Annotated in this window: 15 protein-coding genes, 3 pseudogenes and 1 other annotated feature; of the genes and pseudogenes, 2 read left to right on the forward strand and 16 right to left on the reverse strand. The window is 45.1% G+C overall.

What is annotated here, in order from left to right; all coding sequences use genetic code 11:
- Nucleotides 1-119: 119 nt before the first annotated feature.
- Both MST16_RS10510 and MST16_RS10515 read left to right on the forward strand, forming a co-directional pair.
- The gene (locus MST16_RS10510; protein ID WP_180003135.1) at nt 120-440 is read left to right on the forward strand and encodes a hypothetical protein; all 321 of its coding nucleotides are present in this window, start codon (nt 120-122) and stop codon (nt 438-440) included.
- A pseudogene (locus tag MST16_RS10515) lies at nt 409-1,195 on the forward strand (integrase core domain-containing protein). Before MST16_RS10510 ends, MST16_RS10515 begins: the two are co-directional and overlap by 32 nt.
- Nucleotides 684-797, forward strand: a sequence feature (AL1L pseudoknot). (Overlaps the previous pseudogene by 114 nt.)
- Nucleotides 1,196-1,233: 38 nt before the next feature.
- Here the strand turns inward: MST16_RS10515 and MST16_RS10520 are convergent.
- From MST16_RS10520 to MST16_RS10595, 16 genes and pseudogenes are all read right to left on the reverse strand, one after another.
- A pseudogene (locus MST16_RS10520) lies at nt 1,234-1,641 on the reverse strand (helix-turn-helix domain-containing protein); the annotation flags it as partial.
- Between the two features lie 85 nt (nt 1,642-1,726).
- A pseudogene (locus MST16_RS10525) lies at nt 1,727-1,852 on the reverse strand (transposase); the annotation flags it as partial.
- 34 nt (nt 1,853-1,886) lie between these two features.
- On the reverse strand, nt 1,887-2,321 hold the full coding sequence (locus MST16_RS10530) for a hypothetical protein (protein WP_005090826.1): 435 nt from the start codon (nt 2,319-2,321) through the stop codon (nt 1,887-1,889).
- A 17-nt stretch (nt 2,322-2,338) separates the two neighbouring features.
- A complete protein-coding gene (locus tag MST16_RS10535; RefSeq protein WP_227515218.1) occupies nt 2,339-2,701 on the reverse strand; it encodes a hypothetical protein in 363 nt (120 codons plus the stop codon).
- Nucleotides 2,702-2,758: 57 nt separating this feature from the next.
- Complete coding sequence (locus MST16_RS10540) at nt 2,759-3,991, reverse strand: beta-ketoacyl-ACP synthase (protein ID WP_180003137.1); 1,233 nt, start codon at nt 3,989-3,991, stop codon at nt 2,759-2,761.
- A complete protein-coding gene (locus MST16_RS10545; protein ID WP_180003138.1) occupies nt 3,991-4,716 on the reverse strand; it encodes a 3-ketoacyl-ACP reductase FabG2 in 726 nt (241 codons plus the stop codon). The genes MST16_RS10540 and MST16_RS10545 overlap by 1 nt, the downstream gene beginning before the upstream one ends.
- Entirely contained in the window at nt 4,713-5,150 is a 438-nt protein-coding gene (locus tag MST16_RS10550; protein ID WP_180003139.1) for a 3-hydroxylacyl-ACP dehydratase, read from the reverse strand. The genes MST16_RS10545 and MST16_RS10550 overlap by 4 nt, the downstream gene beginning before the upstream one ends.
- Nucleotides 5,147-6,343, reverse strand: coding sequence for a beta-ketoacyl-[acyl-carrier-protein] synthase family protein (locus MST16_RS10555; protein ID WP_180092543.1), 1,197 nt, complete (start codon nt 6,341-6,343; stop codon nt 5,147-5,149). Before MST16_RS10555 ends, MST16_RS10550 begins: the two co-directional genes overlap by 4 nt.
- Nucleotides 6,336-6,893: a DUF3261 domain-containing protein gene (locus tag MST16_RS10560; protein WP_168369541.1), complete on the reverse strand. Its 558-nt coding sequence runs from the start codon at nt 6,891-6,893 to the stop codon at nt 6,336-6,338. The genes MST16_RS10555 and MST16_RS10560 overlap by 8 nt, the downstream gene beginning before the upstream one ends.
- Nucleotides 6,883-8,184 (reverse strand): NAD(P)/FAD-dependent oxidoreductase, encoded by a 1,302-nt coding sequence (locus MST16_RS10565; RefSeq protein WP_168369542.1) that lies wholly within the window; start codon nt 8,182-8,184, stop codon nt 6,883-6,885. Before MST16_RS10565 ends, MST16_RS10560 begins: the two co-directional genes overlap by 11 nt.
- 18 nt (nt 8,185-8,202) lie before the next feature.
- Entirely contained in the window at nt 8,203-10,527 is a 2,325-nt protein-coding gene (locus MST16_RS10570) for an MMPL family transporter (protein WP_180092546.1), read from the reverse strand.
- On the reverse strand, nt 10,502-11,143 hold the full coding sequence (locus MST16_RS10575) for an outer membrane lipoprotein carrier protein LolA (protein WP_168369544.1): 642 nt from the start codon (nt 11,141-11,143) through the stop codon (nt 10,502-10,504). The genes MST16_RS10570 and MST16_RS10575 overlap by 26 nt, the downstream gene beginning before the upstream one ends.
- Before the next feature lie 7 nt (nt 11,144-11,150).
- Nucleotides 11,151-11,570, reverse strand: a complete 420-nt coding sequence (locus MST16_RS10580; protein WP_005012597.1) for a thioesterase family protein — start codon at nt 11,568-11,570, stop codon at nt 11,151-11,153.
- Between the two features lie 9 nt (nt 11,571-11,579).
- The gene (gene hutH / locus MST16_RS10585) at nt 11,580-13,112 is read right to left on the reverse strand and encodes a histidine ammonia-lyase (RefSeq protein WP_168369545.1); all 1,533 of its coding nucleotides are present in this window, start codon (nt 13,110-13,112) and stop codon (nt 11,580-11,582) included.
- A 5-nt stretch (nt 13,113-13,117) separates the two neighbouring features.
- Nucleotides 13,118-14,032: an acyltransferase gene (locus MST16_RS10590; protein WP_168369546.1), complete on the reverse strand. Its 915-nt coding sequence runs from the start codon at nt 14,030-14,032 to the stop codon at nt 13,118-13,120.
- Nucleotides 14,033-14,049: 17 nt separating this feature from the next.
- On the reverse strand, nt 14,050-14,784 hold the full coding sequence (locus tag MST16_RS10595; RefSeq protein ID WP_168369547.1) for a glycosyltransferase family 2 protein: 735 nt from the start codon (nt 14,782-14,784) through the stop codon (nt 14,050-14,052).
- Nucleotides 14,785-14,794 lie beyond the last annotated feature (10 nt).

Consider the following 14,794-nt stretch of genomic DNA (forward strand, 5'->3'; position numbering starts at 1 on the left):
ATATGAGCTAGCATGTTGAGATAAAGCATCACAGCACACTCCTTCTTCTATTAAAGCTTCTAACTTGTGCTGCAATCCTTTACCATACTCAATGCATTATTTTTATTATAAAAATCGATATGAGCATACTTTTACTAAGCACAACGGGACATCCTGAAGCAAATTTAGAATCTGCACGTTATTTTCTAGAAAATAAAAGCGATATTGAGAAAATTACAATACTTAGTACAGATTTTATGATGCAGTCTGGTAAAACAGAGCTTTTAATGCAAAGCCTCAAAGAAATTTTTAACAAGGAAATCGAAATTCTTGATCTTCCAAGTGGTCATGAAGAACATGATATGTTTGGAATTGAAAATGAACCGTACCGGGTTTGTCGGAGACTCAATATTCTGAGAGACTATTCCGATGAAAAAACCAAACTATACCCCCGAAATTAGAGAAAGAGCGGTTCAATTACTAATTGAATCTGAAAAAGATTATCCTTCTACTTGGGCAGCAATCACAGCTATTGCTCCTAAAATCGGTTGTACTCCTGAAACATTGCGTGTTTGGTATTTAAAGCATATGGATCAACTAAATCCTGCCAAAGTACAACAGATATCTGACCAAGAAAAAATGAAGCAAATGGAACGTGAAATTAAAGAATTAAAGCGTGCCAATGAAATTCTACGCAAAGCAGCCGCTTTTTTCGCCCAGGCGGAGCTCGACCGCCCTCACAAATAATGGTGGATTTTATCCATAATAAAGAGCTGTACGGAGTCGAGGCGATTTGTAGAATTTTACCGATCGCCCCTTCAACCTATTATCGGACTCTAGATCTCTGTGATGAGAAGCATTGCACGATCGAGGCATGCCAAAGAATGTGATTCATCATTCCGATAGAAGTGTTCAATATCTTTCTATTCGCTATACCAATCGTTTTGAAGCAGCAAATTTACGAGCATCAGTCGGTACAACGGGTGATTCATACGATAATGCTTTGGCTGAAACGGTGAATGGCTTATACAAAACAGAGGTGATTGAATATCTAAAAGCAGATTGGCAAGGTTTAGCACATGTACAACTTGCGACACTAAATTGGGTAGATTGGTTCAATAAAGAGCGTGTACATAGTGCACTAGGTTATGTATCGCCTTTTGAGTTTGAAGCAATGTACTATGATAAGGTTAACACGTTAGGTCAGGTGGCCTAACTTAAATAAAAAAGTCTCCGACAAACCCAGTACGGTTCAGTCGTGTTGTTGCGTCGAATTGTCGTGAAATCTACCTGCATTTGTTGGCCAGGTTGGGTTTGAAAACGAATGATCGGTTCCGGTTGAGCAGCTGGTTTTAATGTTGCAAGATATTCCCTCAAGATCCTGATCTTTCCTGGATATCCCAACCCTAAAATTTCCTGGTAGAGCACAACAGCAGGAATCCATTCAGGATGAGCTGCGTTTACACGTTGGAGTAAATAGGCTTTATATGGGTCAAGGATACTTATTCTAGGCTGTATACGCTGATACTGAGGTGTGGTGTTTTGCCGTAAATATTTACGTACGGTATTTCTGGACACCCCCAGTTCACGAGTAATAGCTTTAATAGATTTACCTTGCTGATGAAGTATTTGGATTGTCACTGCTTGCTCCAAAGTTAACATGTTGAGCAGTCCAAAATGACCGCTATATTAACCAAGGGGGGGCAGTTTTTAAATGCCATTAGGGGGTCATTTTTACACTGCCGCTAACAATGGTGACCGGCGCTTGATCGGCATGCAGCACCTGCTGTTGCAGCACCACCTCTTTTAAAGCATTGGCCAAAGGTTCCAGTTCCACACCGCAGCGACCAATCCAGTCAGATAAGGTCTTTCTCTTGTTTCTAGAAAGACCATGCTATCAGACCATATTAGAACTTTACTAAGTCACCTTTTAATGCCACCCCTGCTAATGCCGTACCTTTCGCACATTGGTAAGTCGTGGTGCTACGTGTTTCATTGGACTTATAGAAACTCACCAGATTGGTCACCGCATTGGCGCCTTTGGCTTTGGCTGTATTTTGAAATTGAATCAATGCCGAACGAAGTACATGATCACATGAACTTTCCGCAGATTTGGCAAAACCATTGGTCTTTTTATTGGTCACTAAGCCTTTTTCAATCACCTTACCGCCCGACTTGGTTCCCGCCAAATAAAATTTTACTGAACCATCCAAAACCCCATCAGCAACAGCACGGCTTACAGCTTCTTGGAAATTGAAATCATGCATTTGGTCAGCTGCATGTGCTGATGTAAATGCAGCTAGCCCCAGAATAGCTGTGAAGCCAAATTGCTTAATATTCATAGTAATTGCTCTCTTATTTAATTTAACGTTTTTGAAAGTTGTGTAAATACCGAATTATCTAAACGTGCCTTCCATGCCATCGCATTTTTATGAATTTTATTACCACGTTGATCGAGATTACGGCTACCTGTAATTTGTGAACTGACTTGATTACCTGAGATGAGATAGGTTACTTGTAAATAATGGCTACGACGGGTTAAACCCGCAACTACCTTTGTCTGATCTGCCTGTTCAACTACCCAACCAGTGCGCGCATTTTGCCCAACACCAAGTCGAATATTGTTCACAATATCAGCCGCAGTCGCATATTTTGCTGTCATTAATTGCCGCTGCGGATAATCAGAAATTTTTACAGTACTACAAGCTGTTAATCCCAGCATACTCACTGCTGATAAGATAGATAGTGTTTTTTTAAACCCCATTTTTTACCCTCTGTTTCAGTTATGGTCTATATTATTTTTGAAAATTAATGATGTATTAATGCCACCAAAGGCAAAATTATTCGTCATAATAATTTTTGCTGACATCGGGCGAATATCACCACAAATATAATCTAATTCCGCACACGCAGGGTCAATGTTATCTAAGTTTAAAGTTGGCACGAATTGATTACGTTGCATCATTTCAATGCTGAGCCATGCTTCAATTGCACCACATGCACCTAAAGTATGACCAAAATAGCTTTTTAATGAACTGATTGGCTTTTGACCCAATATACGCACAGTTGCTTGTGATTCAGCAATATCACCCTGATCAGTCGAAGTGCCATGTGCATTAACATAATCAATATCCGCAGCAGTAAGCTGTGCATCTTTCAGTGCCAATTGCATACAGCGTCCCATCATCTCAGAATCAGGTCGCGTCACATGCTGACCATCAGTATTGCTACCATAACCGATGATCTCAGCATAAATAGTCGCTCCACGTGCTTGAGCATGTTCATATTCTTCTAAAATCAAACAGCCTGCACCTTCACCAACAACCAAACCATCCCGATTTGCATCAAAGGGACGCGGAGTTTTCTCTGGATGATCATTTTGAACGCTGGTCGCTAACAGTACATCAAACACAGCTGAACCCGCAGCGCTGAGCTCTTCTGCTCCACCTGCAATCATCACAGTTTGCTTGCCGTATTTAATCGCTTCATAAGCTTGTCCAATGGCCATCGAACCGGAAGTACACGCACTTGAGGTCGGCAGCGTTAAACCTTTTAGCCCAAAATACACCGTCATATTGACCGCGCTGGTATGTGACATCATACGAATGTAGGTCGTGGCATTGAGTTGACTCATATCATGCTCAAGCAACATGGTACCAAACTCACGCACAGCATCCACACTGCCCGCAGAAGAACCAAAAGCCACGCCTGCATCGCCACTTCTTAAGATATCAGCATGGAGTAAACCTGCGTCTTCCAATGCTTTTTCAGCACATACCGTGGACATTAAGGCAACACGCCCCATACCACGAGTAACTTTACGGTTAAAATGCTTCGGTACAGTAAATGACTCAACTGGACCAGCTAATTTACTACGTAAATCAGGATAGATCTCCCAATCGGGCATATAGCGAATGCCACTTTTACCGAGTGTAAACTGCTCAAAAATTTGCTCTGCGGTTTCACCCAAAGAAGTAATCCCAGACATGCCTGTTACAACAACACGTTTCATTAGATCAGGCCTCCATTAATTGAAAGCACTTGGCGGGTGATATAACTGGCATCATCACTACATAAAAACTTTACCGCTTTAGCGACTTCTTCCACCTGCCCCATACGTTGCATCGGAATCATTTTCAAGGCATGTTCTTTGACTTCCTCTGTGACCATTTCGGTTTCTATCAAGCCCGGAGCCACACAGTTCACCGTAATTTTGCGTTTTGCCAACTCTAGTGCCAATGCTTTGGTCGCACCAATTAAGCCTGCTTTGGCAGCACTATAATTGACCTGACCACGGTTCCCCATAATTCCAGACACTGAAGATAATGTCACAATACGTCCACCCTTTTTAAAGCGGATCATTGGCATCATCAATGGTTTCAACACATTATAAAAACCGTTCAGAGAGGTCGAGACCACATCATCCCAGTCTTCATCAGTCAGTGCGGGGAAAGCACCATCACGGGTTAATCCTGCATTCAGCACTGCACCGTAAAAAGGACCATGCTGTGCTATATCTTGCTCTAAAATAGCGGCAATTTTTTCACGCTCATTCACATCGAACATCAGTACATGACTGGCCTGTCCAAGCGCTTGAATTTCCTGAGCCACCGCTTCGGCCTCAGACTGTCTTGAACGGGCATGGACCGTGACATCAAAGCCTGCCTTTGCCAACTCCAAAGCAATCGCTTTACCTATCCCACGACTCGAACCCGTGACTAAAATTCTTCTGTTCACACTAATTTTCCGATGATTTCATTCATATTTTCAGGCTCAAATACGCTCAACATGGCGCTGAACCGATGTTCTTGATATTCAATTTCACAATGAAACTGCCCCAAACCCTCGTGCAGATAACTTTGTTCTACTCGAATCCGCACGGTTGTGCCCAAACTAAAATAGGCACAAGGCAACTGCATTTTACGCGTTCCCAATAAAAAGCCAATTTTCGGTGGCCAACCCTTGGTTTGCCCTTTATAGCCTGCATAGGCACTAATGGTCTGCGCCATCAGCTCAATACTGCTCCATGTGGGCAAGCCATTTGGCTCACAAAACATCAAATCAGCTGTGATATGAAGTTCTGCAATCGCAAATGTATCATTGGCTTCAATCAAATGACTCACGAAAACCATCGGTTTCGCATGTGGAATAAACTGTACTGCGTCCATCATGACAAAACCGTCCCGAAAATTAAACTGATGTTGCTCCCACCAAAAGCAAAAGAATTACTCATCGCATAGCGAATCGGTGCAGCTAAATGCGGTGTAAACACATAATTTTGCCCAGCCAAAGCATCGTCCAATTCACCTGCATGATGCAGCGGCAACCAAGATTGATCTAATAAAACCTGCTGGCAAATAAAGGCTTCGATTGCACCCGCCGCCCCCAGACAATGTCCCGTTTTATGTTTGGTGCTACTAAGTGCAACTGGATAATCTGCAAAAACAGTCTGCACCGCCTTAATCTCCATCACATCATTTTGCGGTGTAGAAGTCCCATGCAAATTTAAATACCCAATATCGCCTGCTTCAAGCTGTGCCATATCTAAAGCTTTTTGCATCGCCTCCGCAGCCCCTCGTCCTTCTGGATGCGGTGCTGAAATATGCCATGCATCCATTGACTCACCACTCGACAGCAACATCACAGCTGCAGGTGCTTTGGACAGTAAAAATAGTCCTGCAGCTTCGCCAATATTGATGCCGTCACGGTTGGCACCACAGGGCTGACAAATTCCGCTCGATAAGCTTTCTAAACTATCAAAACCATTTAAAGTCAGCTTGCACAAGGTATCGACTCCACCGACTAAGACAGCATCGGCCAGATCTGCATTCAGCAGACGTTGCCCCGCCGCCAGCGCTTTAGCTGCCGAGGAGCAAGCGGTAGAAATGGTATAGGCAGGCCCTTCCCAGCCCAAATACTGTTGTAAGGCTTTCGCTAAACTGCCCATTTCTTGCTTTTGGTGCTGTACAGACTGCGGTACAGACTGTTGAAACTGGTCTTTTAAGACAGGCTCATTATCTGCGATGCCTGAGGTTGACGTGCCGATAATCACAGCAAGACGTTGTTTAGCAAACTGTGCTGTATAAGCATGAATTTCAGTTTCAATGTGCGCCAAAGCCGTCAGGGCAAAGCGTAGATTCCGTGAATCTGCACTGCTCAAGCTTTCAGGCACTGCTTGAACCAAGGCTTGATCCGATGCACCGACCCAGACCGAACGCCCCGCGATCAAATCCTCTCGTTGTGACAAAGTATTTTCTGTGCTTGTTAAGGCATGCTGAAGCTCAGTGGCATTTTGCCCCAAAGCCGACAGCGCCACACTGAACTGAATACCCATGGCTGAAACATGCTGTAGATTTTTAGTCATGATGGTCACCTTGATCATCTTCTAAAGTATTGCTCACCGTGCTGATCACCATTTGATAAGGCACTTGCAGATTATCCAGTTCAATTGCTCCTTCATTTTGCTGAATTTTCAACACGGGTTGCTGCTGTATATAAATGGTATCGTCTTTCTGCACGACAGCATTTTGAGCAGTATGTAAGGCAGCAAAATTTGGATAAGTGGCATACAGAATATCACGCACCACATAATCAAAAGGCAACCGTTTCATTGGATCAATCCGCTGTTCAACTTCGACCTTTTGACCATCAAAACTGAGTTTAAACAACTGTTGCCCTGTGAGGCTGAGCGCTAACATATCAAGCGACTGCCCCCGTTGTTGCTGATACAGTAAAAAGCTGAAACTCTGGGTTTTCCACTGCACTTCGATTTGATCTTGACGTTGATAATTTTGCGCAGCCCACTGCGGGGTCGCGAGTCCCTGCGCCTTGGGAATCCAGCTTTGGCAGGCACTACAGAGCAGAGCACTGGCTAAAACCCAACTGACGGTTTTCAAACGCAGCTTAAGTTTCATCAGTCAACGACTCTTTTTGCGGTTGTTCTTCTCGGCAATATTCGGCCAAAGTGCTCAAGCGTTGCTTGGCATTACGATGAATCGGGTTGCTTGCATCCCACGCATAACCTGCCAGTAAGGAAGCAATCATACGGCGGATTTTTTCATCCTGATGAGTGGAGAACACCACATCCTGAAACTCCCCCGAATACCATGACTCGACATAGGCACGAAATACTTGAATGCCTTTACGTAGTGGCTTTTCATATTGCTCCATCCAGTCTACTGCCTGACCTTGCAGCACTTGCTCGACCAATGGTACGGCTAGACTGGACGATTTCAAAGCAATAGTCACTCCCGAAGAAAAGACAGGATCAAGGAACTCACCGGCATTGCCCAGTAGTGCATAGTTGTTGGAAGCCAAATGTTTCACATCGGCAGAGTAGCCCACCAAAGTACGGACAGAAGTATCATGTTTGGCGTGACGCAGTACATGTGACAAACTGGCATCATCGGCTAAAATACGTTTCTGCAAGGCCTCAAGGTCATAATCTGCACTGCCGTCATAACCATATTTTTCAAAGAAATCTTGCTCCGCCACGATGCCAAATGAAGAGCGCCCATCAGCAAAGGGAATCAGCCAATACCACGCACGATGATCTTTTTCATGCACAGTAATTAAAATTTTCTCACGGTCAAACTCAGGGTCATCCAACAAACCATCTTCAATATGGGTAAAGACTGCACGGCGCACAGGAAAGTCCGACGGGCTTTCTAAGTCGAGAAACTTCGGCAAAATACGGCCAAAACCACTGGCATCTAACAGGAACTTGCCTTGAATTTGGTAGCTGTTGCCTTGCTCATCTTTGACCGTCAAAATCGGCTGTGTGGATGTGACATCGACGGCCAAGACTTCATGGCCAAAACGGATGTCCGCGCCCATTTTTTCGGCTTGCTGTGCCAAAAGCTGGTCAAAGTTGGCACGTCGGACCTGCCATGTAGTGCCTGGGCCTTCACTAAATTTTTGGGTAAAGTCATAAAAACTACGCTGTCTGCCTCTTAAAAAAGCCGCGCCATTTTTAAACTGAAAGGCATATTCGTCGGCATGTGCACGCACCGTTTCCAATAAACCCGCTTCTTCTAAAAACACCATACACTGCGGCAATAAAGACTCGCCGATGGAAAAACGCGGAAAATATTGCTTTTCAATGACCGTGACTTGGTAACCTTTTTGGCGCAACAAAGCTGCAGCCGAGCTGCCTGATGGTCCCGCCCCAATAATTAAAACATCTGTCTGTTGCATGGTGCTCATTGCACTGTACCCTTTGACTCAGCTCTTTGGCTGATATTGTTGAACCACCACATGTTTTGCATCGGAGGATGTAAAAAGTGTGGCATAAATAAATGAAAAAATAACGCCCAGCAACACTGTTAAGCCAAAACTGTGAATGGCATAGGTATGACTAAAGGACAGCAAACCAAAACTAAAAAACGTCGACATCATGCACAGGAATAAAGCCATCCCCACCACCTGCGGATGATCATGTCCGTGGCGGTAGAAAATCGCATAGTCCACCCCAATCCCAATGATTAGGAAGGTACCCATAATGCTGAATAAATTAATCTCGACACCCAGCCATGCTTGAATCGCAAACGTGGTCATTAAGGCCATGCTGACAGGCAACACCAAAGGCAGAATGGATTTTTTGCCATATAGTGTCCCTAAGCCAATGGCTAAAATCAGCAAAGCGCTGAGTAATAGCCACTGTGCCTGCTCACGGTGTTGTTTAAACAATTCAGACAGTTGATGAACGGGGCGTAACAGTTGTACATCCGCATTTTCAAGCTGTTGCACGGCTTTGACGTCATGCACATTTTGCAGCATCACCAAACGTTGTGTCGGACTCATCTGCAAAAAATGCAGAGGATGATCTTTAAAGACCGCTTCGGTCAATAACGGTTGGTCTTTTAAATGCGCTTGCCAGTTTAAAATATCCGCTGCGTTGAGCTGCAACGCTTGCGCATATTCCACTAAAGCCGGCTGAGGAATCGCCTGTAACATTTCAACATTCTTTTTTTGCTGCTCAAGCGATGGAATCCACTGCCCTAAAGCTTGTACAGCATCCAACTTGCCAGCCTGTTGTAAGGGCGCAAGCTCTGCCAGTAGTTGCTGTTCGCGCTGCTCCAACTCTGCTGAGCTTCTGCCCCGTACCACAAAGTATTCGCTGCTTTGCTGCTGCATAAAACGAGAACGAATATATTGATCTTCCTGCTTTAAAGTGGCATCCATACTTTGTAAATTACGGATGTCATCATTGCTTTTCAGCAAGGTGAGACTACTACCCATCACCAGTAGAATCAGTGCAATCATGCCATAACGCAGCGTATTTCGACTCTGCACATAACTGCGTGCTTTGCCAATAAAGCCCAAAGCACGTATCGCAGGTTCCGCATTCAGCGCAGGCAAACGTGGCAACAATAAAATACTGGTCACCCATGCGGCGCTCAGTCCAACCATGGAAAAGACCGCAATCTGCTTAAAACCCGGAAATGGGGTAAAACTCAGCACTACATAAGCCAACAATGTAGTCATCAAACCCACAAATAGGCTTGGCAATAATGGTTTTAAAACTGCAAATCCATCCACCTGTCGGTGCTGAGACTGCATGGCCATAAAGTAAAATGAAAAATCGACACAAACCCCTATCAGACTGGCGCCAAAGACCAGTGTCATCAGGTGAATTTCACCGAAAACCCAATACGTCACCGCAAAGGCCACCAGACTGCCGGTACCTACTGCAACCATTTCCGTCAGCATCGGGCGTATCGAACGGAAGCCAAACCAGACCAGTAGTAATATTCCGATGGTCGAACCCACGCCAATAGTCGAGATTTCCTCTTTGGCAGAATTGGTGCCAAACTGTGCAAACAATAACGTGCCTGTCCAGTGCGGTTTAACCTGCAACTGGTTGAGCTGCCGATTGATATTCTGAATAAATGCAGCAGTCTGCTCTTGGTAGGCAATGTTATAGGGACTGCTATTGAGCTGAAGCACCATCAGGCGCGAGATGCCCTGCTCATCACGAATGGTCGCAAAGCCCTGCTCTAAATTGATATCGGCATTATTTTGTAAGGCACTTAAACCCACTGCATAACGGGGAAACAGCAGCAAGGGATCTTGCTTGAGAATTTCAGCCGTGATTGGCATGCCCGGACTCATCAGTTGTAATAAGCCTTGCTCTGTCAGTGCGACATCATCCTGCTTCTGCACAATCTGTTGATCTGTCTTGGATAACAACCCCGCCTTATGTTGATACAGCGCTTGGGCAAATTGATCAGGATCAAGCTGCGGACGAACGGGTAAAAACAGCTGACTTTGGTCGGCTTGGGTTTTGAGTACTTGCGTTGCCTGTTCTAATTGCTGATCTGTTTTGGCATCCAACACCACAAAAACTTTGTCATTTAACTGCCGACTGACATATTGCTGTGCTTGTTCCAGATGAGCATCTTGATGGGCCTCAGGCAACAAAGCAAAAATATTGGTCTCAATCTTAATGCCTTTATTCAGCCAAGCCACGCCCAGTGCCAAAGCAATGACACACAACAGCAACAACCACAGGGCGCTAAATTTATTTTGCCAATTGGAAAAGCGCATTTTCCGCAGCCGTTAAAGTTTGAGGTTGAGCCGTTTGCTGGCTAAAACGAATGATGGTGCGATTATTGGCTTGTTCCAAAATCGTAATACGGTCCACATAACGCTGACCTTGCGCATCGACTTGGACAAAAAGCTTTTTAAATAGACTGCTTTTCGGCGTTAAGCTGACATTCCACTGCGTCGGACTGTAATTGGCAGACACCACGTTAAAGTTTTTAGCGAGTGCCGCTTCATTGCCCGACATCAACTGCAAAAACATCGTCGCTACAGAGCCATAAGGAGTCTTATCGACTTCAATTTGACTGGACGTGCGCTGCGTCTTTTGTACCAGCTTACGCGGTGTCACCACCAAATCGGCTTTGACTGGACTTTGAATCTGCCACAGCACCCCTTGGTTTTTGCTGAACAGCACCGTGCCTTTGGACACATAGGTTTTATTCAGAGCGGCCAGTTTTTTCTGCTGCTCAAATTGGGCACGCACCACAGGCGTTGCACCGAGCTGAGCAAACACCTGTTTCAATTCAGTATTTTGTGCATTCACTGCGGGAGCAAGCACAGTCATCATACTGGCTGTACACGCAACCAAAATCGGCTTAAAAAATTTGTATCGAATCATGCTTGCATTACTCCGCTTTAAATTCAGGCCATGCATTTAAACAGTCCAGCAACACCTGTGGTGACTGGAAGCACATTTCACGTTTTTCAATATGTACCGCCACTTGCGAGGTATAACCCTTGGTCAGCTTTCTGCCTGAAACTGCATCGAAAATCAGATATTCGATTTTTAAGCGATTTTCCCATTCTTTCAAAACGGCGCGCACACGAATTTTTTGCTCAAACTCAATGCCTTGTACATAACGCACATGACTTTCAATCACTGGCCATGCATAGCCCGAGTCACGCATTTGGTTATAGTTATAGTGAAATTGATCCAGCAATTTGCAGCGTGCAATTTCAAAATATTTTAAATAATGCCCGTGCCACACCACATTCATGGTGTCGACATCATGAAAAGGCACTTCAATGATTACATCAGCATGCATGCTCATTTCCTATGAATATTGAACAGCAATGCTGTCTAACAGTTCTAAATCCTCAAAGCGATGAACCAATGCCTGAAGCTCTTGTTGCAAAGGACGATCTTCCACTACATAGGTGAAGCTCTGAAGCACCCAGTGTTGAAATGCTGTTAAAACAGGGCTGAGTTCTGTATCTACCCCTTTGAGTTTGACCGCCTGAACCGCTGCACAGCTGAGTGCCGCAATCACTTGTTCAGTCAGGGTAATCACTCGACTGGCATCACGCGCAGCAATGGTACCCATACTGACTTTGTCTTGATTATGACATTCGGTTGAGCGTGAGAAAATCGACGCAGCGAGGGTTTGTTTCAAGGCTTCTGCTGTCCATGCCGAAACCCCAATTTGCACCGCTTTAAAGCCATGATTCAACGGCAAACGCTCAGGGCTTGAACCGGTTAAATTGCGCGGCAAACCATTGTTCATTTTATAGTCGACCAACTGCGCAAACTGACGATCCATCAAGTCAGCAATATTCGCGATCATAATTTTCAGGCTGTCCATGGCTTGGGCAATATGTCCGCCATAGAAATGTCCACCATGCAGTACCCGCAGGTTCACTGGGTCAATCAATGGGTTGTCGTTACTTGAATTCAGCTCATTTTCAATAAACTGACGCAGCCAGACTTTAGAATCTTCAAACACCCCAATCACATGCGGTGCACAGCGCAGTGAATAACGGTCTTGCAGGCGCGAACTTTGGTGTTCGGTCTGCACGTCACTGTTTAACCAGTCACGTAACTGAGCTGCAATATGTTGTTGTCCCGGATGTGGTTTCTGCGCAAACAAGACTTCATCAAAATGGCTTGGATTCCCTTCTAAAGCCAAAACATTCAGGGCGGTAATCAAAGTACTGGCAAAAGAAATCTGTTCGGCTTTTTTATAATTCAAACAGGCAATCGCGGTCATAACCGCTGTACCATTCATCAGGGCTAAACCTTCTTTAGGACGCATCACCAAAGGCTCCAAACCTTTTTCGGCATACACTTGTGCAATCGGTACGATCTGGTCTTGATAGTACACATCGCGCTCACCGACCAAGGCCCCAGCAATATAAGACAAAGGCGTCAAGTCACCACTGGCACCCACCGAACCTTCTGAGGGAATCACCGGAATGACATCTTCATTCAGCATCCAGACCAAACGCTGTAACAAGGCATGCGAAACACCCGAATAGCCGCGCGCCAATGAACATAAACGCACCACCACGACAGCACGTGCGGTAATTAAGTCTAAGTTTTGTCCCATGCCACAGCCATGAAAACGCGACAAATGTAGTGGTAGCTCATGCACTTGATGGGCCGGAATTTCAACCAAGCACGAGTCTCCATAGCCCGTGGTCACGCCATAAATGACGCCTTCGTCTTGCAACAGCTGATCGAGGAAATCTGCGCCACGTTGAATCAATGCTGTCCATTCAGCAGAGGCAGGCAATGCCACCTGTTTTTCTTTACGCGCTACAGCCACAACATCTTCAATACTGAGCGGAGTTTCCCCAACAATTAACACAAGACTTATCCTTTATTCCAAAAATTATAAAAATTAAACCATTGAAAGGGCGCGCGTATGCAATGCTGTTCCAAAAGTTCCACATACTGTCGTGTGGTCTGCTGCATGGCCTGTAAACGCTCTTTACGTGGCCAATTTAACTGCTCCGCCACTGGGTGAATATGCACTTCAAAATGTGTATCAACTCGATAGCAAAACACTGCCAGCACAGGAGCTTTCAACAAACTGGCCAAAATCCATGCACCTTGTGGCCACAGCGCCTGCTCACCTAAAAACGCAACCGATTGTACCCGATCTGACTGCACAGGTACGCGGTCTGCAGCCACAATCACCCATTCACCTTGATCCAACCTATCCTGTAAAATCAGTGCTGTTTCAATTCCCAACTCATCCACCGAAACCAAATTGACATCGGCATGTTCATTCAGCTTTTTTAAAAACTCATTGAATTTGGTGGCATGTTTTTGATAGACCAACACATTAATTCTCTGCGGATGCTCTGCTTTGACGGCACGAAGCAATTCAATATTGCCAAAGTGTGACACCACAATCACCGCACCTTTTTGATAGTGCGAACGAAAATGCGCATGACCATGCAGCTTTAAGTTCTGCTCAGGAATATGCCCGAGCCAGCCCTCAATTTTATCTAAAATACATTCGCCAAATTGCATCAAATGCGTATAGCTATGCCAAAGCTGCGGCTCAGCCTGAAACGGTGACTGTGCACCTGCAAAATGATGCAGTTTTTTTAAGTACAACAGAGAAGCCTGACGCGCGGTATTGGAAAAGAGCCAGTACCATAAAATCACAAAGTACAAGATGACCCGACACAGCCAGCGCCCACCCAAACGGTAGAAACCCAGCATCAGCATCAGCGGCAACATCCCGCCCCGCTCTTTCACGGCGCTCCATTTCTGCATATGCTTCTCTGACCGCCTTAGCCTTTAACTTTCTGATAAATCAGTTTGGGGAACCGCAGCAGCATGCCACCTAACAAGCGACTATGCGCGCGCGCCATGCCCAAATTGTCACGCCAAACATCAAAATGTGAAATGCCACCTTCAGGGTAAACGACATGCGTGGGCAAATTGATAAACGGCACATTATCCCATTTCAAACGCACCAAAATTTCCGAGTCAAAGCCCATCCGCGGTTGAAACTTGGCTGTATTTAGAATGTTCACCGTCTGCGCCAAAGGATAAACACGAAAGCCACACATGCTGTCTTTAATGTCAAAAGACAGACTGTTAATCCACACCCAAATATGGGTTGCATAACGTCCATAGAGACGTTTTTTTGGAACAGTCGCATCAAAGATCGGCTGACCAATAATCATGGCTTCGGGATGCTGGATAGAGGTGTCTAAAAAGCGTTGCACATCCTGCCAATCATGTTGTCCATCCGCATCCAGTTGCAAAGCATGGCTATAGCCACATTGAAAGGCATGCTTGAGACCCGTGATCACCGCCTGCCCCTTCCCTTGATTGTGGGTATGTTCAACCAAATCGACCCTTGGGTAGTCCTGCTCAAGCTGATGTAACACTGTTGTACAATCAGCATCACTGCCATCATTCACCATAATAATGGGTAACTCAAAAGCGCTTAAATGTGACAGTAACGCAGCCAAATAATGCGGATGGTTATACACAGGAATCACAAAGCAGTGTTTCATTTTTGTCTCT

It is taken from the genome of Acinetobacter sp. YH16040_T, from assembly GCF_024605785.1.
GTDB classification, from domain to species: Bacteria; Pseudomonadota; Gammaproteobacteria; order Pseudomonadales; family Moraxellaceae; genus Acinetobacter; species Acinetobacter amyesii.

Bases quoted from the DNA above. Each gene is read 5' to 3' on its own strand.
- MST16_RS10510 (WP_180003135.1), top strand. From the start codon at position 120: ATGAGCATACTTTTACTAAGCACAACGGGACATCCTGAAGCAAATTTA.
- MST16_RS10530 (WP_005090826.1), bottom strand. From the start codon at position 2,321: ATGAATATTAAGCAATTTGGCTTCACAGCTATTCTGGGGCTAGCTGCA.
- MST16_RS10535 (WP_227515218.1), bottom strand. From the start codon at position 2,701: ATGCTGGGATTAACAGCTTGTAGTACTGTAAAAATTTCTGATTATCCG.
- MST16_RS10540 (WP_180003137.1), bottom strand. From the start codon at position 3,991: ATGAAACGTGTTGTTGTAACAGGCATGTCTGGGATTACTTCTTTGGGT.
- MST16_RS10550 (WP_180003139.1), bottom strand. From the start codon at position 5,150: ATGATGGACGCAGTACAGTTTATTCCACATGCGAAACCGATGGTTTTC.
- MST16_RS10555 (WP_180092543.1), bottom strand. From the start codon at position 6,343: ATGACTAAAAATCTACAGCATGTTTCAGCCATGGGTATTCAGTTCAGT.
- MST16_RS10560 (WP_168369541.1), bottom strand. From the start codon at position 6,893: ATGAAACTTAAGCTGCGTTTGAAAACCGTCAGTTGGGTTTTAGCCAGT.
- MST16_RS10565 (WP_168369542.1), bottom strand. From the start codon at position 8,184: ATGAGCACCATGCAACAGACAGATGTTTTAATTATTGGGGCGGGACCA.
- MST16_RS10570 (WP_180092546.1), bottom strand. From the start codon at position 10,527: ATGCGCTTTTCCAATTGGCAAAATAAATTTAGCGCCCTGTGGTTGTTG.
- MST16_RS10575 (WP_168369544.1), bottom strand. From the start codon at position 11,143: ATGATTCGATACAAATTTTTTAAGCCGATTTTGGTTGCGTGTACAGCC.
- MST16_RS10580 (WP_005012597.1), bottom strand. From the start codon at position 11,570: ATGCATGCTGATGTAATCATTGAAGTGCCTTTTCATGATGTCGACACC.
- MST16_RS10590 (WP_168369546.1), bottom strand. From the start codon at position 14,032: ATGCAGAAATGGAGCGCCGTGAAAGAGCGGGGCGGGATGTTGCCGCTG.
- MST16_RS10595 (WP_168369547.1), bottom strand. From the start codon at position 14,784: ATGAAACACTGCTTTGTGATTCCTGTGTATAACCATCCGCATTATTTG.